The 18156-nt window shown below is 48.7% G+C and carries 19 protein-coding genes and 2 pseudogenes; 6 read left to right on the top strand and 15 right to left on the bottom strand.

The features are described 5' to 3' along the window. Window positions 1-154 precede the first annotated feature (154 nt). On the top strand, window positions 155-1909 hold the full coding sequence (locus ABU190_RS17610; RefSeq protein WP_354691986.1) for a GGDEF and EAL domain-containing protein: 1755 nt from the start codon (window positions 155-157) through the stop codon (window positions 1907-1909). A gap of 133 nt (window positions 1910-2042) precedes the next feature. Here ABU190_RS17610 and ABU190_RS17605 read toward each other — a convergent pair whose 3' ends face one another. Together ABU190_RS17605 and ABU190_RS17600 are read right to left on the bottom strand one after the other, a co-directional pair. After that, a complete protein-coding gene (locus ABU190_RS17605) occupies window positions 2043-3482 on the bottom strand; it encodes a diguanylate cyclase (protein WP_354691985.1) in 1440 nt (479 codons plus the stop codon). Window positions 3483-4285: 803 nt separating this feature from the next. Beyond that, window positions 4286-4543, bottom strand: coding sequence for a hypothetical protein (locus ABU190_RS17600; RefSeq protein ID WP_354691984.1), 258 nt, complete (start codon window positions 4541-4543; stop codon window positions 4286-4288). 1300 nt (window positions 4544-5843) lie between these two features. Here ABU190_RS17600 and ABU190_RS17595 point away from each other — a divergent pair. After that, window positions 5844-6521, top strand: coding sequence for a GNAT family protein (locus tag ABU190_RS17595; RefSeq protein WP_354691983.1), 678 nt, complete (start codon window positions 5844-5846; stop codon window positions 6519-6521). A gap of 268 nt (window positions 6522-6789) precedes the next feature. Further along, the gene (locus ABU190_RS17590) at window positions 6790-7119 is read left to right on the top strand and encodes an NIPSNAP family protein (RefSeq protein ID WP_354691982.1); all 330 of its coding nucleotides are present in this window, start codon (window positions 6790-6792) and stop codon (window positions 7117-7119) included. 49 nt (window positions 7120-7168) lie between these two features. On the opposite strand, the gene ABU190_RS17585 is transcribed toward ABU190_RS17590, so the two are convergent. The 8 genes and pseudogenes from ABU190_RS17585 to ABU190_RS17550 all read right to left on the bottom strand — a co-directional run bounded on the left by ABU190_RS17585 (window position 7169) and on the right by ABU190_RS17550 (window position 12838). Then, complete coding sequence (locus ABU190_RS17585; RefSeq protein ID WP_354691981.1) at window positions 7169-8941, bottom strand: EAL domain-containing protein; 1773 nt, start codon at window positions 8939-8941, stop codon at window positions 7169-7171. Window positions 8942-9206: 265 nt separating this feature from the next. After that, window positions 9207-10192 (bottom strand): annotated as a pseudogene (locus ABU190_RS17580) (IS3 family transposase). A gap of 76 nt (window positions 10193-10268) precedes the next feature. After that, window positions 10269-10697: a GFA family protein gene (locus ABU190_RS17575; RefSeq protein ID WP_354691980.1), complete on the bottom strand. Its 429-nt coding sequence runs from the start codon at window positions 10695-10697 to the stop codon at window positions 10269-10271. 281 nt (window positions 10698-10978) lie between these two features. Next, entirely contained in the window at window positions 10979-11311 is a 333-nt protein-coding gene (locus tag ABU190_RS17570) for a hypothetical protein (RefSeq protein ID WP_354691979.1), read from the bottom strand. A 232-nt stretch (window positions 11312-11543) separates the two neighbouring features. After that, entirely contained in the window at window positions 11544-11849 is a 306-nt protein-coding gene (locus tag ABU190_RS17565) for a hypothetical protein (RefSeq protein ID WP_354691978.1), read from the bottom strand. Between the two features lie 61 nt (window positions 11850-11910). After that, the gene (locus ABU190_RS17560) at window positions 11911-12273 is read right to left on the bottom strand and encodes a TIGR03745 family integrating conjugative element membrane protein (protein ID WP_354691977.1); all 363 of its coding nucleotides are present in this window, start codon (window positions 12271-12273) and stop codon (window positions 11911-11913) included. A gap of 14 nt (window positions 12274-12287) precedes the next feature. Continuing rightward, entirely contained in the window at window positions 12288-12533 is a 246-nt protein-coding gene (locus ABU190_RS17555; RefSeq protein ID WP_354691976.1) for a TIGR03758 family integrating conjugative element protein, read from the bottom strand. Continuing rightward, window positions 12524-12838 (bottom strand): RAQPRD family integrative conjugative element protein, encoded by a 315-nt coding sequence (locus ABU190_RS17550; protein WP_354691975.1) that lies wholly within the window; start codon window positions 12836-12838, stop codon window positions 12524-12526. Before ABU190_RS17550 ends, ABU190_RS17555 begins: the two co-directional genes overlap by 10 nt. 207 nt (window positions 12839-13045) lie before the next feature. On the opposite strand from ABU190_RS17550, the gene ABU190_RS17545 reads away from it, so the two are divergent. Then, window positions 13046-13750: a hypothetical protein gene (locus ABU190_RS17545; RefSeq protein ID WP_354691974.1), complete on the top strand. Its 705-nt coding sequence runs from the start codon at window positions 13046-13048 to the stop codon at window positions 13748-13750. Then, on the top strand, window positions 13743-14165 hold the full coding sequence (locus ABU190_RS17540; RefSeq protein ID WP_354691973.1) for a hypothetical protein: 423 nt from the start codon (window positions 13743-13745) through the stop codon (window positions 14163-14165). Before ABU190_RS17545 ends, ABU190_RS17540 begins: the two co-directional genes overlap by 8 nt. 37 nt (window positions 14166-14202) lie before the next feature. On the opposite strand, the gene ABU190_RS17535 is transcribed toward ABU190_RS17540, so the two are convergent. Together ABU190_RS17535 and ABU190_RS17530 are read right to left on the bottom strand one after the other, a co-directional pair. Further along, window positions 14203-14970, bottom strand: coding sequence for a TIGR03747 family integrating conjugative element membrane protein (locus tag ABU190_RS17535; protein WP_354692054.1), 768 nt, complete (start codon window positions 14968-14970; stop codon window positions 14203-14205). Then, a pseudogene (locus ABU190_RS17530) lies at window positions 14965-15470 on the bottom strand (transposase); the annotation flags it as partial. The pseudogene ABU190_RS17530 and the gene ABU190_RS17535, both read right to left, overlap by 6 nt. 154 nt (window positions 15471-15624) lie before the next feature. Here ABU190_RS17530 and ABU190_RS17525 point away from each other — a divergent pair. Next, the gene (locus ABU190_RS17525; protein ID WP_354691972.1) at window positions 15625-16086 is read left to right on the top strand and encodes a hypothetical protein; all 462 of its coding nucleotides are present in this window, start codon (window positions 15625-15627) and stop codon (window positions 16084-16086) included. A gap of 40 nt (window positions 16087-16126) precedes the next feature. Here the strand turns inward: ABU190_RS17525 and ABU190_RS17520 are convergent, their stop codons facing one another. The 3 genes from ABU190_RS17520 to ABU190_RS17510 form a co-directional block, all read right to left on the bottom strand. Beyond that, window positions 16127-16825: a hypothetical protein gene (locus tag ABU190_RS17520; RefSeq protein ID WP_354691971.1), complete on the bottom strand. Its 699-nt coding sequence runs from the start codon at window positions 16823-16825 to the stop codon at window positions 16127-16129. Between the two features lie 64 nt (window positions 16826-16889). Beyond that, entirely contained in the window at window positions 16890-17378 is a 489-nt protein-coding gene (locus ABU190_RS17515) for a GNAT family N-acetyltransferase (RefSeq protein WP_354691970.1), read from the bottom strand. Beyond that, the gene (locus ABU190_RS17510; protein WP_125123870.1) at window positions 17375-17668 is read right to left on the bottom strand and encodes a DUF1778 domain-containing protein; all 294 of its coding nucleotides are present in this window, start codon (window positions 17666-17668) and stop codon (window positions 17375-17377) included. Before ABU190_RS17510 ends, ABU190_RS17515 begins: the two co-directional genes overlap by 4 nt. Between the last annotated feature and the right edge of the window lie 488 nt (window positions 17669-18156).

Below are 18156 nucleotides of genomic sequence, written 5' to 3'. Positions count from 1 at the left end.
ATATAAATGCTCATACAACATCAAACTGACTGATTTTGCGCGCATTTACTGGACGGGCTGACTTTAATCGGTTATTCCTCATGCAATAATAGCCGCTTCTGGTCGTAAGCGGCTGCCGGGTAGGTGTGGCTGAGCAGCGTGCGTGGAGATTTTTATGATCCTGAACAACGGTAATGCACTGGACGAGATTAAGATGCTGGCGACGGCGGATGAAACCCGGGACGCGGTGCTCGAGCAATTTGTTACGCTTGCCGGTCAGTTGCTGGGCATACCCGGCTGCTTTGTTTCCATTCTGGATGATAACTATCAGTATATCCGTGCTGCTGTGAATTTTGATCTGCAAAAAACCCCGCGAAATGAGGCCCTCTGTCGCCATGTGGTGGACAGTGGCCTTCCTCTGATCATCGCTGACACCCGGGCTGATGAACACTTTGCCGACCACCCACTGGTGACCGGGACGCCTTTTATCCGTTTTTATGCCGGCGTTCCGCTTGTGGACAGTGAGGGGAATATTCCGGGCTCATTCTGTGTCACTGATACGGTTCCGCACACTTTTACACAGGCACAGCAGGCCACGCTTACGACCATGGCCGGGCTGGTGATGAAATTCCTGGAAAGCTGGCATTTTGCAGGCTTTACCGATCCGGTGACGGGCCTTCCCAACCGTCAGCGACTGATACATGATTTACAGGAGATGAGCCGCACAGGCGATACCCATGATCGGCGGCTGATACTGATTGACGGTATAGACATGCCCCGGGCTTATGAACTGGCGCGTTCAATGGGGATGACCCCGGTGGAAACTCTCCTCCGGGACATAACAGCCCTTGTTATCAGTCAGTTGCAGCCCCAGCAGAACGAACGGGTCTATACCGTTGCCACCGGGCGTTTTGCCTTCCTGGTTCAGGCTGATGACCTCCGGGATGCCTGGACGGTGGCTGCCGGGTTGCAGGGGATGAGCGCAGACCTCGGCGACAACGTCTCGGTGGATCTGATGCCCTGCACCGGTGAGACCTTGTTTATACCGGGTCAGCACGCCCCGCAGGAGATATTGCGCCAGGCCGTCAGCGCCCTTCATGAGGCCATCAGCAGTGGTAAATCCGCTATGCGTTTTGAATCGGGAGCGGATACCCGACGGACCGGTGACTTCACCCTGATGAATGACCTGGCAGTTGCCCTGCGCCATAACAGGGACCTGTATCTGGTGTATCAGCCCAAAGTCTGTCTGCGCACCGGGAAGCCCGTCGGACTGGAGGCGCTCATCCGCTGGCATCATCCCCTGCGAGGAGAACTGTCCCCGGCGATGTTTATCCCCCTGGCAGAGCAGACAAGCCTTCTGCCGGGACTGACACAGTGGGTCATTGATGCCACCATCGACTGGTTAACACAGCTCCCGGTGCGGCACCGTCTCCCGGTGACGGTGAATGTGAGTGAGAAGGATTTTGCCCGGCAAGATTTTGCCGACCGTCTCGAGGACAGGATGATCAAAGCCGGACTGCCCCGCTCCCTGCTCGGAATTGAATGCCTTGAAACAGAGAGAATTATCGCAAGTCCGGCCGCCCTGAGGGGACTGGAAATGCTGAAACTACGGGGATTCAGTATCTCCCTCGATGACTTCGGCACCGGATACAGCAACATCAGCTACCTGAAACAGATGGCGCTGGATGTTATCAAAATTGACCGGATCCTTATCCGCGAGCTGTCAACCAGCATCGCCTCGCAAATCATCGTTCGCAATATCATTATTATGCTGAAGCAACTGGATTATCTGGTCCTGGCCGAAGGTGTGGAGGATGAGGATACCCTGGAGATGCTCAGACAGTACGGTTGTGATCAGGTCCAGGGGTATTATTATTCCCGGCCTCTTACCGGTCCGGATATTCAGCAATGGCTGGATATCCGGATATAACCCTTACTGACGGGATATTCAGACTCTGTATGTCAGATACCCGGACACCTCCTCCGGAGTGCTGATCACCACGATATTTCTGCCCGCCTTTTTCGCCTCATACAGCGCCAGGTCAGCCTGACGAAGGGCGGTGTTAAGATCGTCCCCCCAGTCTGACAGCGTTGCCCCCCCCCGCAGAAAGGGTGACGTTGCCGGCAAAAGGAAAGACGTCAAGATCTACCAAAGAACGAATCCTTTCTGCCGCCGCAGCGGCAGCTTCACGCCCCGTGTCGGGAAGAAAAATGACAAACTCTTCACCGCCAGAGCGACAGACCACATCCCAGTCGCGACATTCGCTGAGCAATTTTTCACTGAGGGTGACCAGCACAGCATCTCCCCCTTCGTGGCCGTAGCGGTCATTGATTTTTTTAAAATGGTCAATGTCAATTGCGATGACGCTGTGATCGCCGGAAAGCAGATAATCGCTGACCTGTGAGCTGAAACCTTTGCGGTTATACAGACCGGTAAGCGGGTCTTTCATGGCCTCATCGCTAAGAGTATTCACGCGTCGGGTCATTAACTGCAGATGGTGACTGACGGCTTCCCGAAGGCGCTCTGCTTCGTGATATCCCGGACTGAGCCAGGCCAGTTGCCGGAGCGCACTTTCGCTGTCGTTTGTCCGGGTAAACTCGGCCAGTTTTTCAAGCGGAGCCGAAAGCCGGGCAGCGAAGTAGGTCGCAATGGCCACGGTGAGAGCAATGATGGCCAGCGTGAACCAGCCGGCATTGACGGCGCTGCGAAGCAGGATATGTGACACGCTCTCCGATGCGCCTGAAATCAGGACACGCCAGTCGGCCTGGTTCAGGCTGGCGAAGCCGACGAGGTCAGCCTTGCTGTTGTCACTGTCCACGAAATGCCCGCTGCGTGCATGAGCCAGGCGCATTATTAGCGCCGGGGTGGACTGCATACGCGTACCGATAAGCGACGTGTTATGACTGAAAATGATACGGCCATCACCGGTCACCACCGTGACATCCGTCTGATTGTCATAAAAATGCATGCTCAGTATTTCACTGAGCATGCTCTGTTTTTTGAGGTAAATGGTGCCGCCAATGTAGCCAAGATAGTGCCCTTCTGTCGAAAACAACGGCCAAGAAAGGAAGACGACATAATTTCCGGCAGCGGATACAAAAGGCTCGGATATGAAAGCCTTTTTATCTTTAATGGCTTGTTTACTGGCATCAGAACTGAGCCGGACCCCGACCAGCGACAGGCTCTCCGGGGATGTGGCGGCGATAACTGCATCAGCCGTGACAATGACCACGGAATTGAAAAAACCGGACTGGAGGCGCAGGCGATCGGTTTCCTGAGCCAGCCGGGCCTTATCCTTCAGCCCGGTGATAAGGCCCGCGCTGTAGGCTAACTCCCGTTGTGCTGTGAGAAGGTAACGATCTGTTGTATCGGCAAGCTTACGCGCATAGGCAATGTTGCTTTCAACAAGGCTGTCCTCGATATTCCCCTTCTGAAACAGTGTCAAAGCCCCAAGAAGCAAAACAGAAGTCAGCAGGATCCCGCCGACAGAGAGTATCAGCATGAGGGTTCGAAGGCGGTACTTCCTGTTGAACATGTTTTTGTGGCCAGCAATAAAAAAGATGCAGCATTTTAGCAGTATGTTGAGCAGAATATAGTCATAATGGCCGAGAGATTTGTTCTGGCTAACATCAGGACATCACTCTGATCAAGCGAGTCATCAGTGCCGGTTGTGAGAAATTTGACACAGCTGACCAACTCGTCAGGACGGTTTCCTGGCATATAGCATCCTGGCGTTCTGTCACCCTCGCTGCACTCGTTGTAGGAAGGAATGGTTTGCTCACATACGAGTGAGGGGCTGAAATGGGAGGCAGAAAAAATTACTATTTTTTCACAGAGTGGGTCGACTCTGAGTATTCATATAATCTCATACACTTAGGATGGGTCGTAAGCTGCCCGAAAATCTTTCTGTTTACTAAAATGTCCGCTTCTGACTGACATTTTTACAGGCGTCCAAAGAACTTGCTTCCTTAGTGCACCACCCTTTTATTGCATTCTTTGATAATCAAAATAAAAATACTCAGCGAATGATGAATCCCCTATGTGTAAGGGGCGTACTGGTGGTACTGAAGTGGTATATGCATGCGGAATGTTGAAGCCAGTCGAGATTTCACCGGGAGGCACCCGTCACCATTCATCGATGTTTTACTGAGTTGTGGCCTGCTCATTCGAGCAGGCTTTTTATTAATCAAACATCTGTGCTCGCATCTCAGATGTCTTATCTGAAAGTGCAATCCAGCGAACTGTTTCAATCCCTACTCCATGTCGGAAATGTGAATGATATTTTCGGATCTCATTCGCACCTTTTTATCTGAAAGATAAGTGCCAGTGCAGTTTTTTACGGCCCATTTCAGCTGTAAGTTTCTGTTCCCGGCAGATCGAGATTCTGAGAGCTTCGATCAGCTCACTGAAGTCATCCATACTCCAGTTTTCCATAAAATTTATTAAAATTGTGTCGCTCATATTGTCATCAGCTATCAGATCAACATCCATTCTAAGTATGTTGAAAAGATACTCATTCTTTCGATAAACCCCTTTGGGAAGGATAAATGCTGCGTCGGCCATTGATACCTCCTGATCAGGTGGTTAATGACATTATCGGCTTGCTTAATAGTTACATTAACATTACTTCAACATTTTAAGTTATGTGAACTGGGTACTCGTTCTCGCAATGCGCCATCTCAGGCCACGGATCAGGGCCTAGATGTTCCAAATGATTGATTCATTCTCTTATCTGCTCAGCCTTAATTTGGTTTAGATCAGTTTTTCCATTTTAAACAGGCGTAACCTGACTGGAAACAAATCCGTTTTGCACTTAGAGGTTATGTGCCTGAAATGAAAAGCGCAGTATGAACAGTATCTATATTTTTGGGAAAAAGCGGACTCTGAAAGTGATCCGTAGAGGAAGTGATTATCCTCTGTTTGCATCGGGTTCAAAAGACAGCATAACTCTCAGTCGGGATTCACTTGAAAGGCTTGTCAGGGCTCAGTATGGACTCAGTGGAAGAAGCTTTAAACCTGTCAGACGCTAATTTTAGATTTACCTGAGCATATACAATTTTCCTGAAGGCAATAAAAAATGGTGCGTCATCCCACAGTAAAAACAGATAAATTGCAGGGTCGCTAAAAGTTATTTAAAATGAATTCTTGGTGTAATCCGCTAGGGAAGTGGGGCGTAAACAGCTTGTTGTCTCAGCATCAACAATCCTTGAAAGGCGCGAGTGAAGGTTGCTGACCAGAACTCCCGGAGAAATCCGGCACCATCTGTAAGGCTTTCCCCGATCAGTTGCCTTTCCGTCGGACAGATTTTTATCCCCTATGTTTCATCATCTCGTGTGGACTTTTTCTTAAGTAAGATGTTTTGAATCATAATGTTGAGTCTTCTTATTCTGTCGCTATTTCAGTCTATTAAATAAAAGATATATTTTAAGATTATTCTCATGCGTGCCATACTCATTTCAGAGGGTAATCGTTGGAGATTATGGCATGAAAGAGGGATTTTACCGTATACAGCATGACGGTATCATACAGCTAGCCTATTTCATCAATGATGAAATGGACAAAAGCGTGGAGTTAAATCACCTTTCTGGCATCTGGAAACTTACAGAAGGTTTTGACATTTTTCATGGTGAGGAAGTTAAGATCCTTGAAGGACCACTCATATTTCCTGCGACACACATAATGAATACGGATCCGGTCTGAATTCCACCTGCCCACCGAGCGTTATTTTGAAAAATGAATTTGAAGGCTCGTTTTTGTAGGCCTTCAAATTCGGCACTCACTTTATCTGTTCCCCAGCAATGACTACAATCCGGACTTAGCAAAGTCCGTTTCTGACATGGAACGGCCTGACTGACGGCCCTAAATGGCCATCATGAGCGAGGAACGGACGCCAGGTTTTGCCGTAACGTTTCTGCTGTATGAAACCAGTGTATGCTGGCAGTTTGATAACGTTATTACTGCTTATAATTTTTTAAGGAAGAACATGAAAGGCGATATTTTTAGATCGACCAGGATTCGGCTTTGTGCACCAAGAATCGGTGATGAAAAACATGTGTCAGCATGGTATGACGATGCTTTTTATTTGCGCAACGTTGATACAGAGCCAGCATACCCACAGTCAGAAGAGAAAATTGAAAAAGAAAAAAAAGGCACCGGGGATGCGTTTTATTTTCATGTAAGAACGCTTGATGACGACAGGCTAATAGGCTTTGCCACATTACATAGTCTGGAGTGGAATAATCAGCTTGCCACTCTTGCTATCGGCATCGGTAATGAGAAGGATCGCGGACAGGGATTTGGCGACGAAGCCCTTAAGCTCATCATGCGTTACGCTTTTATGGAGCTGAATTTATTCCGACTGAGTCTGGAAGTCATTGCTTACAACAACAACGCAATTAATCTCTATCTCAGAAATGGTTTCATAAAAGAAGGCGTCATCAGAAAGGCGGTCTATCGCGATAATCAGCGCCACGACCGCATAGTAATGGGGGTTCTGCGCCCTGACTGGCTCAACGAAAACAGCAGTGAACCTGCAACCTGAGTTCGTCGAAAGAACCACGTGCAACTCAAATATGTTCACCTTAAGTATGAGTTATCACGCTGGCGATACGCGGAGCCGCTTCAGCCCGGAACGACAGCAGTCGCAAACCTTTTTATTATTGACTGAGTTGCACCGTGTCCGCTACTGGCACGCTGAAGACGCTCAGTTCTGACCGGACTCAACTGGACGTGCCACCGTTTCTGCCCAGCTTGGTGGTCACTCGTCGCAATGATTCGCGATATAGAGAAATGAGACCAGGAGACTTAAGATGAAAACTGTCGAATTTTTGCTGTACACCCTTAAACCCGGTACCGGGAAGGATTTCCATAGAATAATGAAAGAGGTGAGTGTTCCACTTCATCGTGCAGCGGGTATGGATGTGATTTCTTTTGGTATATCAGCCCATGACGACGATGCTTACTATCTGTTCAGAGCCTATGACAGCCTTTCCCATTTGAAATCCTCTCAGGAATCTTTTTATAACAGTGACGCGTGGCGTAATGGCCCCCGGCAGGCCATTATCGACAGAATAAGCGTCAGTGTTAAATCGGTACTTACGCTCACTGACAGTGCCATTGAGCATTTACGAACCCACTGATGATACCGCTGTCAGACGCTTACGTCTTTACCCTGATTATGCGTTCACTTCAGGGCTTCTTTTCCCGCGCTTCGTTTCTGGCGTGATACCAGGCTTCAAAAGCATCCGGTACCATCGGTTTAGCATAAAAATACCCCTGAACTTCATCGCAGCCCAGTTCGCGTAAAATCTCTACGGTACTGGCATCCTCGACCCCTTCGGCCAGGACGACATAATCGAGTTGTTTGAGAAGGGTGACAACGTTGTGCACAATAATGCGGCTGGCTTTGTCTCGGTCAATCTTACTCACAATAGAGCGATCGAGCTTAATGATGTCCATCGGGATCTGCCGCAGGTAATTGATGTTGCTGTATCCGGAGCCAAAGTCATCCAGGGATATTTTAAATCCGCGTAATTTGAGCATGTCCAGGCCGTTAAGTGCGGCAGGACTTTCCAGCATTTTCTCCGTCTCCAGACACTCCACGCCCAGCAGGGCGGGATCCAGATGCGCATCCAGCATTTTCTGTTCCAGCTCATCGGCGAAATCGGGTCGGGAAAAATCACTGGCGGCCAGATTAATCGACACGGGTAAAGAAAGTCCCCGGCTTTGCCATTCACTCAGTTGCGCGATAGTGTGATCGATAACCCACGCCGTGAGTTCACGCATCAGGCTGGTCTTTTCGACCAGAGGAATAAACACGCCCGGCAACACTTCGCCGTTTATCGGGTGTTGCCATCTCAGCAGCGCTTCAGCTCCCGTCACTCGCCCGGTCACCAGTGAGATTTTCGGCTGATAGACCAGATATAACCCCTGGTTTTCATGTATCGCTTGTCTGACTTCGGTCAGAAGGCTGAAATCAGTCTTCTTACGGGTATCCAGTACATGATCATAGGTTGTAAACCGGAGTCCCTGACTTATCGCTTCATGTAATGCGCTGACGGCGCGACGTAGAATTTCATTCGATGTCAGAGAGTTATCGCAAAGTCCGGAGTCACCCATGTGAATATCCAGATCAAGAGGAACGTCCGGGTTGATCCTGGCCTGGATCCCCTGGAGACTAAGGGCGATATCTTTTAATGTCAGGGCCGTTTGCTTATGGGTAAAAAAGGCAAATCGTCCGACTGCCACGGCGTAAAGCCGTCCGGCCAAAGGCAGGCGGGTCTGCAGCTCTGCGACCATATTACGCAGTAGATTTTCTACAGCAGTCATCCCCAGCGAGCGGGCCATTTCGTAGGCTAATGGCATATCAATGCAATCAATGATGATGAGCCTGAATGCGCCCTCTGTCGAAACCTCAATATCCTTCAGCAGTCGCTGACGGTTGGGTAACAGCGTGACAATATCGATGTAGCCGACGGAGTGCCACGAGGCCAGAAAATCCGATATCAGTTCTGCCATCTTTTCAAAAACATCGAGCTGCTCGTCTGAAAGTTCCCTGGGCTGAGTATCGAGGATACACAGGGTACCAACGGGCACTCCATCCCGGGTTTTAAGTGGGCATCCTGCATAAAAGCGAATGAACGGGGCTTCTTTGACCGCGAGATAGTCACAAAAGGTAGGGTGCTGATGTGTGTCATGACAAATGGACGTCTCACCCTGCCTCAGGGTCTGTACGCAAAATGCCTCGCCCAGACTGGTTTCCGTGATGGCAACATTCTGGGCGGATTTGATGTATTGTTTTTCATCATCGAGAACCGACACAAAGCCCATCGGCATTTTCAGCAACTGGCAGACCAGATGCGTGTATTTTTTTAACGCGTTGTCCCGGCCCTCGTCAGGATTTTTCAACAGGTCGATTGCCCTGCGTCTTTTACTTTCATTTGTGCTGAGATCGGTCAACATGGTAAGGCTTCCCCGATGCAGTAAGTATTACGGTTATCCCACACTCGCAGGTGGTATGTATTTTTCTGCCAACGACGGGTGGCAATACGGGCGTTGTGACCCGCCTCATCCTTTCACATTAAAATGTTTACCGTTGATTGTCTCCCGGAAACGTCGTCCCTGGGCTGCCCGGTGATTCTGTCCATTAGCCAGAGACAGTCACCTCATATGCTGAATGCTGGATATTTGACTGGCGCTATAAGCGAACTGAATCGCAACGGATAATCTAGACACTTCCGGGCCGTTGATAATATTGGCTTTCATATTCTGTCGGTGACATCTGATCGCTCGAACCCTGCCGAGGCTTACTGTTATAAAACATTTCATTGTAATCAGAAATATTGCTGCGGGCTTCTTCCCGCGTTCCAAAGATTTTTTTCTTTATCCGCTTGCGTTTCAACAACTCGTAAAAGCTTTCTGCAACCGCGTTATCGTGACAGTTACCGCGACGGCTCATTCTACCCTCAAGGGCCGTGTGATTTCAGAAACGACTGCCACTCATGGCTTGTATACTGACTGCCCTGGTCCGAGTTAACCAGCACCTGGTTTGGGGATTACGCCGCCACACGGCCATCAGAAGCGCATTCAGGACAATATCTTTTGTCATTCGGATTGCATTGACCAGCCGATAACTTTGCGCGAGAACAGGTCAACAACCACCGCAAGACACTTGTTTCACCTTTATGCGCCCGTGGGCTTCGATACCCGACCTGAGCCTTTATCCCTACACGTTTCATTAACCGCCAGACTTTGTTTCCCCCACACTGTTGTCAGGTATCCCGCAGATAGAGATGGGCTGCGATAGCCATAGACACAGCCTGACTCAAGCCAGAACTGTTTGATCTGCCCCGTCAGCTTCAGGTCAGCATGATATTGTCGTGAATGCGACTGCCGGAGCCAGGCGTAAAACCCCACTCGGATGCGCATCCAGCTCCTGACAGAGCAGGCGGACAGGCTAGCCACGATTATTGTCACGGATAAAGGCGTACCTCTGTCGGACAGCCTGGCGAAGTATGCCGCGGTTTTTTTAATATGTCCGGTTAGCCTTAACTCGCTTGAGCACTTTTGGAGCAGTCGGATCTCAGCCTGAGCATCTGACTGATGTGTGGTAATACCGAGACGTATTGCCTCGCTGGAGAGAGAATGACCGCGATCAACAACTTGTTTTACCACTTCAATTTTAAACTCTTCGGGATAACGCTTATCGCTCATGGGCACCTTTCTTTAAGTCATCTTACTATGACCCTTAGGTGTCGGTTAAATTCGTGGCGATTCACATTTTTAAAATTTAATCTGCCAGATTAAGGCTTTTCAAGAGAGCATCCAGCGACGCTATCGGCCCAGCATGATTGTTATTGGATCGGGTTTTATCCCATGGCATTGAATTATCGGTACAGTAGTCTCCGACGCACTGCATATCCAGTTGCTCATCCATTAAGCCAACCGGGAGCCACACATATGGTTTTTCGCGAAGCGGGTTAGGCACAGTAGAACCACAGGTAGAACAAAAATCGGTGCGATAACCGGTTGGTTTTGTCCAGGACATGATTCCTTTCTCCCCTTTTAACCAGAAGAAATTATCGGCTTTAACCAGCGTTGCCAGGTTATACCCTGTTCCACTCTGCTTTCTGCAAAGAGAGCAGTGACAACGATAAAAGAGTGAAGGCGTAACTGATAATTCAAAAGCAACGGCTCCACATAAACATGAACCTTTCATATAACCTCTTTTCTTATTCGGACAGGAACACCAAGACTCTCTTTCTTACTTTACACGATTTATTGCCTCGATAGAGCTGAGTCAGTTTTATCGTCCGCTCCTCGTTCATGTTGGCCATTTAAGGCCGTCAGTCAGACCGTTCCGTGCCAGGAGCCGAAATTTGAGTGCCAGATATTCCCTAAAAGTTGATGGTTCTTTTTTCAGGGGTACCTACACCGCAAGTGCTGACGGCAAACACTTATCAGTTGTGGCATATTCATCGACGCATCATCCACCACAGATTACTTGACGTTTTTATAGGGAGTAAACTCCCCCGGGAGAGCTTGTGATCCTTTATTTTTAAGGTTTAGCTTTTGGCATAACCGAGCATAAATATCGGGAGGAAAACCTCCGTCAAATGACCATTCATCACCACGTTTCTTCATCTGAAGAACCCCAGATATATTTTTATATTTAGCGCCAAGTTTATTTTTAACAATATATTCGGAAACCTCCGAGCTATGTGTGAAGCCCAGCACTGATAATTCCGTTACCAGTTCGTTAAATTCCTGTTCATTTAATGATTCAGTATTAGATACTGAAAGGATTGTTTGCGGCTTACGTATAAATGCCATAATGATCTCCATGTATTTTACGTCTCAGCGTCATAAATGTGAGCTAAGTTTGCAATGAAAAGCTTTCGGAGCCAGCATTTAGCTTTATCTCATTTTGTACCATCGGCAAAGAAAGGACCTACCCCACGTTGATTAGTACATCATGATGTCCGCTTTTGGCACAGAGCCGCCTGTCAGATTAGGTTAAGCTCTGTGCTGTGGCTATTCCAAATCAAGTCTGAGCTAATGCATGTCAGGCATCATTCTTCTCTCGCCATTCAAGATAATCCATTTCCCACAAGAACCCCGCTGCGGCAGCATTTCGCTCAATCATCCATCGTGTCTCACCATCCCTTACTAAAGGCCGCCAGTCCACCGGGATATCCCTCTCAAGGGGTTGGTCAAAATCCTGCTCTGGAAAGTCATCCATACCATCGAACTCCCAGGCTCGCGACGTCCACGCGGCCCGTTCTTCATCTTCTGTATCCGTGGCGTACACCAGAAATGACACAATCTCATCCGTCAGCGTGTCGGTCGTTGCCCCGGGCAGGATAGACAAATAACGTGCCTTATTAGATTCCAGCCACATTCTCTCCATCTCCTCCCCATCGGCATCCTCCTTACAGAATATCTGACGCTTTTGTGGCGAGATAAATAGCCAGCAGGATCACGCCAATCCCCACCACAAGATAGGCCAGGAATTCTGTCCAGTTTCCCTTGCCGCGACGGATATCGTGGAACGACGTGATGACCGCATGGGCCACGGCCAGAAATGCTGCAACACAGACCAGCAGGCCCAGCGCCAGCCCGCCCATCCTGATGTACCCCATAACGGTGTTATAGGTGCCGCCACCCCCGCCGCCAGTGGGGTTTTCCACCGCAGGCAGGTCCGCCATCACCTGACCGCTGTAACACAGTGCCAGGACGAGGGCGGGTTTCAATCTGTTTCGTAAGCGATAAAGCGCATTAACTTTTGCTTTCATAAAGCCATATCCTTTCAGTGAAAAAAGAAAAAAAGTGTGATGAGGAGGAGTACGACATTGCGGATAAGCAGTTCCTGAAACTGTCGCCAGGTGACAGATTTCGAACTCAGCCCACGGTAGGCCTGGACGACAGACCAGGCAAAGAAAAGAAAGAGCACGGTGCCCAGTGTCCCCAGTATCAGCACATTCAACTGTTCAGGGGTCAGTGAAGAGCCGGTACCGGCGCTCCAGCCACTCTGCTGCTGACCGTTCATCGCCATGATGGCTCCTCACTGCGGTACTGCCCCGTGACGGTGGTGGGAACGGTGGGCTGAGCGCGGGAGGGCTCAAGGTATGTGGAAATCCCCTGCTTCATCGTTGAGATGTCACGGGTGGCCTGCTGATAATCAAAATAAAAGCGTGCGTTCTGATTCTGGTTCGCCACCACACGGGCGCGATCCAGTCCTGCCTGCACCTGGTCGAGTTGCCTCATTACCAGTGCCAGTTCGTCTTTTTCGGAGGCCTGGCACTGAATCACCGGCAGAGCGGCCAGTACCAGAACACCGAAAATCGTTAAATGCCGCATCTGTTTTCCTCCCCTTAACGGTCGTCGGGAGATTGACGCAAAGCCGGTCGCGCGGCAGCAGTAAATTCTTTATGCAACCGCAAAAATAAAAGTCAGAGAATTCCTGGAAGATGCGATACAAACATCAGGGTTAATATTGTCGAAGACAGCGTTTTCTAAGCCATCCGTATGAAACTGATACGGGAATATTGAGAAGAGAGATTAAGGATGAGCAAAAGAAGCGATATTATTGATGGCAAAAATGCGAGCAGAGTACCGTACGGCTTAGTGTATACGCAGGCCATTGGCTGGGTTGATTTGGGGCATGCACAAGGCACCGATATAAGGACATTACTCAGAAATATCGATGCCGGTGAATCCTCCGGGCAGGAGTATTACGACGTCACTTACTCCCAGTCCATGGTCGATCCCCGCAGAGTCATGAAAATGGGGAAATTCATCACCTGGCGCATCAAACACGGGCGTACGTATTGCGAAAGAAAAAGCATCGCGCTGGCCATGATGATGTCCCTGGCGACAAAATTCGAAGGGCTGCAAGCCTCGTTTCCCATCAGTCTGGTGATGGACAGCGGTTTTAGTGGCGAGGACCTGGTGTCAGATTTACTCGGGTTCTATCGCGTCGTTTCCATACAGAATCCCTTTGATATGCTGAGGCCTGTCAGTAAAGACGAAGCGCTTAAACGCTGGGACTACTACGGCAAAATTGGCAACTGGAAAAATGAAGGATTTACCCCCTTGTTATTCCCTGATCCTGAGAAATTCCCAAACTCACGGCCTTACAAAGCACAACTGCCAAATTTTATGCAGTCTGTAAAACCCTGGACTGATTTTCGTTCGGGTATCGTCGCTGTATCTTCACAAAATGGCTCCTACATGGACAAAGCAAAAGGAGGTTTTCTACCTTATGCGTAAATCAATTAAGGTTATTAGCATAATAGCCCTGTCGGTTGCCGTGGTACTGACTCTGGCATGGCCTTATATAGAAATGGAGTTTTCCGGGAGCGCGCATTACACAGAGCAGGACACGCGGGAGTATGGCTTTTACACGCCGGGTCTCCTCAAAGACATGCCCAGAATATCCCCCCGTTATGACTTTGATTTCGCTAACATCACCGGTCCGGCATCACAGGTACACGCAATAAGATTTTATGACACGACTGACTCAGAGAAGGTGGACACCTATCTCATCGCAGCCGGGTACAGCAAGCAAGAGAATTGCCACATCGAGGCTGTATGCTGGCAGGGTCAGGATCAACACGAAATTGTCACAGTCAGTACACTCGAAAATCCAAAGGCGCTACTGGTCTCGGTAATCAATAATTTTTGACATCATTGAACAACCACCGGACTGTCACGCCGGAGCTTTAAAGATATTTTTTGAAGGTCGCGGTGACGACAGCCAGTACACTGCCAATTAACAGTGCAGCAGGTAAAAGAAGCAGATTTGGCCATACCGCCGTGGGCCACGCCAGATAAAGCATGCACGGCCCATAGAGTGCTGGCTTGATAAAACGTTTGGCGTGGTGGTAAACAAAACTGGACTCGTAGCCAGCGCCATACCGCCGTAAATCTCGCCTGACCAGCCCCTCTACAACCCCCGTGATAACCACCAGGATAAACAGGGGCAGGCTCAGAAACAGGATCAGCACGCGGATCAGGAATATCATAGTTACCCATACGGTCGCCTGCAGATATTCTCCCAGCCAGCGTATCAGTGTTGTCCCCACGCCAGTGATCGCAGGAATAAGCCCCTGTCCCTGCTGGCTGGTCTGCCTGAACGACTGCAGCCAGCGACTAAACCCACTGTCGATAAACAACCATTGCCAGGCGCTGTGCACCCAGCGGTTGGCGGTCTCAACCGGCGCAGACATCAACAGGCTCTGCGTGTAGCCCTGAGATAACCAATGACTTTCTTCCACCATCACCTGATAGCTATGCTGTGCGCCCGCTTCCGGCCAGAGGAACGCGATACAAGCATATTCAATCAGCAGGCTGACCAGCAGTGCCCCCAGTAAGATAGCAATAATTCTGATGGGTAAGTCCCACAGCAGAAGCGTGAACGGACCGGAGGAACCCGACCCGGAACGCTGTGGCTGGCGACTGCGGTCAGTGCCGGAATCATGCTGGGACAGGCGTGGCGCACCATAGCGCTGTTTTGCGTCACTGAATGCCTCCCGGACCACGTTATCACAGACAAGACGGAACTGCTGACGCCGGCTTATCTGATGACGACGCTGATGCCAGATGTACCAGCCGCTACGGGCAACCTGAAGTACACGGCATATGGCTTTGATACTGAACTCAGCCTGATGTTTTTCGATGAAGACATACTTCATTTCAGGCGCTTCGCGAAGTATGTCGTGGCCTTTTGGAGAATGGCCAGTTCCTCAGCTTGTTCTGCCAGTTGACGCTTAAGACGGGCTATCTCAGCGGACATCTCCTGTTCGCGCTCAGAAGAAGAGTGCGGATTTTGCTGTTTGCTTCGCCAGTTGTAGAGCTGTGATTCATACAGACTAAGCTCGCGGGCGGCTGCGGCCACACCAATGCGTTCAGCCAGTTTCAGGGCTTCGTGACGAAATTCAGGCGTGTGCTGCTTACGTGGCTTTTTGGTAGTCGATACAGGCTTTGTCATGTGAGTCACCTCTGATTGAGAGTTTACTCACTTAGTCGCGTGTCCACTATTGCTGGGTAAGATCAAACATCCAATATCAACAAACTCTATTGACGATCTCATCAGTATGGAATGCAATAGCGACGATACATATTTAAAAGAAAAAACAACAAGCATGTCCTGGATGATTCCCACCTTAATGGGATGGTGTGTAATACTGAAAAAAGAAAAAGGATATCGCTCATTATTAACAGGTATAAAAGAATCATATACTAAAATATGCTCTCAGCTATGGCATCCAACGAATGACCTTTATAAACATCTTTACTTTCATCCGGCACAATCCTTCACTGGTGAGACCGAGGCACCAATAACATTTTCGGATAGTATGAGTGATTATAAGAACAGAATAGATGAGCTACGGGAAAACGAACGATATAATATTTTCAAAGATTCAAGTGCGGTACAGGCAGGTTTAACTATACTCGATTTCATTGCCTGCCGACATTTTAGAACACCTGTACCCTCTGTTCTTTGGTATGGAATGCAAAAAAACAAAGTGATAACTGATGTTTTTTGTATTTTATATCACTTCTCACCAATGGGCAGTATCTTAAAGCCCATTGGTACCTTTTAGAAGTATCTTTTGATTCATGATGTTGCCAGCCTGTTTTTTACTAAAGAGTTCTAATCCAAAGCGTCTGCTTAAGTAGATATAACTGGTATTTATACCGTTCAGTCACTAATTTTAAAGCAATCGCGCCAAGAGACATGCCAAAAATTAATGCCCAGACAAATCCTAGCAAGGTATCAGCATAGCCAGAAAAACCGTTCCCCCAGAGAAAAAACGAAAAATTAACATTCCATCCAAAAAGTTCTTTCATAAACGGAACCGAAAATGCCAGTAACGCAAATACTGCTGTTTTCTCACCAAAGAAGACTTTGACGCGATTTTCATTGGCGGTAATTTTTTTTATCAGTTGAAATTCTGCGTACTGGAGTTCATTTGCATCATAGCGGCTCAATGCTGCTACATGTCCTTCATCTTCCTGAACTTCCTTCAGAAAACGAGTCAAAGTCATTGTTTTCCATTTAAATAGACCTAATAACATCAATGCTGGCTCAACTAATAAAGTAAACATTCCACTCAGCATCATCAAAATGAATAAAAATTTACTCACTAGGATGAATAGCTTCTCAGGAAAAAATGCGTAGATACCAAGAGGGAGTAACATTAACAGTAGGAAAATAGAACTAACGATCAACCCACGTAAAGAAAGTCTTTTAGCTAGAAGCTCTAATGGATCTGCCTGATTTGATGTAGTGCGCTCGCAACGATTCAAATATCCCAGTATTTCATCAACCCGATACAGCATTTCTATTCCCTGAGTAATTTCATCTAAGTACAGAATTTAATGCAGAATGGTAGAAATATATCTGCTAAATACTCTCCACCAAATCCCCCAACGTCACCATCAGCATCATCGGGTCAATTGGCGACGGCTCAAACCCCACCCGCAGATAAAACTCCCGCGCTTCATCCGACAGGGCGTGAACCAGCATCCCGCGAATGCCGATGGTTTCTGCCACCTGAATCACTCTCAGTCCGGCGTCACGAACCAGCGCCCGTCCGACGCCCTGCCCATGCAGTGATTTATCCACCGCCAGACGTCCCAGCACCACCACCGGGATAGGGTCAGGCATATTGCGGCGGAAGCGACCGGGTGCAGTATTTGTCGCCACAGCGCTGGAAGCCAGCGAGTAGTAAGCCATCACCTTAGCATCGTCGCAGCAGACAAACGTGCGGGATGCACCAGAAAGCTGGTTCTTCATCGCCCGTTGTTTTAGCCACTTATCCATAGAATCCATGCCGCAACAGAACGGGGTAAGAATATGCCCGGTATGAAGCGGTTCTGGAGCAGAGATCATTTTTCCTGCTCCCACGGCGCAGGGGTCTGCATAGTTTTACGCAGTGCAGCGTTAGGCGCAGGCGCCTGATCCAGACGAGCCAGAAATTCCTCATAAGCCTGCGGATCGGCCATAATGATGCGTTGCTCAATCAACGCTTCCTCAGCGGCAGCGCGGGCGGCTTCCAGCACAAAGTCAGTGCGGTTTTTCCCTCTGGCCTTCGCTGCCCGGTCGATAAGATCACGCTCGGCGGGCCTGATGCGCAGGTTCAGAGTTTCGCGTTTCATCGCCATACTGTTTGCGGCTGGCATGGTGTTGTCCTCCTGTGTTTCTGTGGATATTAAGTATACAACACGCGTAACGCAGATGTCATTACGATAAATTTTGAAGGAATAGAATCAGAGTATCGAACCGAAAGGTTTTCTACTTATCTTTATCCACCTTTATGATTTACAAGAGGAAATGAGGGTCACCCTCTGGGTCTTGACAATAAGTAGCAGAAGAATTTTTGTTAGAAATCAAATTGGTAAGTAATTAAATGTTCCCGAGTCCGGGCACCACTATTCAGAGAACCTGCCCACAAGGCGGGTTTTTGCTTTTGGTTTCCCTTCTCCGTCAGGCAGCAAATCGGTGTGAGGGGGAGCATTCAGCGCCCTCTTTCCCGGATGCGGCTGCGTCTTATTCGGGCTACCCCCCTTTAACTCTAAAGGCTCGCCAAACATCCTATTTCCCACACCATAAACCACATAAAAATCATGTCATTAGAGAAATATTTTTTAACATAAACTGTTTACATGGT

Origin of the sequence: Phytobacter sp. RSE-02, from assembly GCF_040578655.1 — a bacterium.
Taxonomy (GTDB): domain Bacteria; phylum Pseudomonadota; class Gammaproteobacteria; order Enterobacterales; family Enterobacteriaceae; genus Phytobacter; species Phytobacter diazotrophicus.
This window is presented reverse-complemented; position numbering and strand designations above follow the sequence as displayed.

Coding starts and splice junctions, on each gene's coding strand:
- ABU190_RS17550 (WP_354691975.1), bottom strand. CDS start 12,838: ATGCGGCATTTAACGATTTTCGGTGTTCTGGTACTGGCCGCTCTGCCG.
- ABU190_RS17510 (WP_125123870.1), bottom strand. CDS start 17,668: ATGCCAGCCGCAAACAGTATGGCGATGAAACGCGAAACTCTGAACCTG.
- ABU190_RS17610 (WP_354691986.1), top strand. CDS start 155: ATGATCCTGAACAACGGTAATGCACTGGACGAGATTAAGATGCTGGCG.
- ABU190_RS17540 (WP_354691973.1), top strand. CDS start 13,743: ATGCGTAAATCAATTAAGGTTATTAGCATAATAGCCCTGTCGGTTGCC.
- ABU190_RS17575 (WP_354691980.1), bottom strand. CDS start 10,697: ATGAAAGGTTCATGTTTATGTGGAGCCGTTGCTTTTGAATTATCAGTT.
- ABU190_RS17515 (WP_354691970.1), bottom strand. CDS start 17,378: ATGATCTCTGCTCCAGAACCGCTTCATACCGGGCATATTCTTACCCCG.
- ABU190_RS17545 (WP_354691974.1), top strand. CDS start 13,046: ATGAGCAAAAGAAGCGATATTATTGATGGCAAAAATGCGAGCAGAGTA.
- ABU190_RS17555 (WP_354691976.1), bottom strand. CDS start 12,533: ATGGCGATGAACGGTCAGCAGCAGAGTGGCTGGAGCGCCGGTACCGGC.
- ABU190_RS17570 (WP_354691979.1), bottom strand. CDS start 11,311: ATGGCATTTATACGTAAGCCGCAAACAATCCTTTCAGTATCTAATACT.
- ABU190_RS17585 (WP_354691981.1), bottom strand. CDS start 8,941: ATGTTGACCGATCTCAGCACAAATGAAAGTAAAAGACGCAGGGCAATC.
- ABU190_RS17600 (WP_354691984.1), bottom strand. CDS start 4,543: ATGGCCGACGCAGCATTTATCCTTCCCAAAGGGGTTTATCGAAAGAAT.
- ABU190_RS17560 (WP_354691977.1), bottom strand. CDS start 12,273: ATGAAAGCAAAAGTTAATGCGCTTTATCGCTTACGAAACAGATTGAAA.
- ABU190_RS17595 (WP_354691983.1), top strand. CDS start 5,844: ATGGCCATCATGAGCGAGGAACGGACGCCAGGTTTTGCCGTAACGTTT.
- ABU190_RS17520 (WP_354691971.1), bottom strand. CDS start 16,825: ATGCTGTATCGGGTTGATGAAATACTGGGATATTTGAATCGTTGCGAG.
- ABU190_RS17590 (WP_354691982.1), top strand. CDS start 6,790: ATGAAAACTGTCGAATTTTTGCTGTACACCCTTAAACCCGGTACCGGG.
- ABU190_RS17605 (WP_354691985.1), bottom strand. CDS start 3,482: ATGCTGATACTCTCTGTCGGCGGGATCCTGCTGACTTCTGTTTTGCTT.
- ABU190_RS17525 (WP_354691972.1), top strand. CDS start 15,625: ATGTCCTGGATGATTCCCACCTTAATGGGATGGTGTGTAATACTGAAA.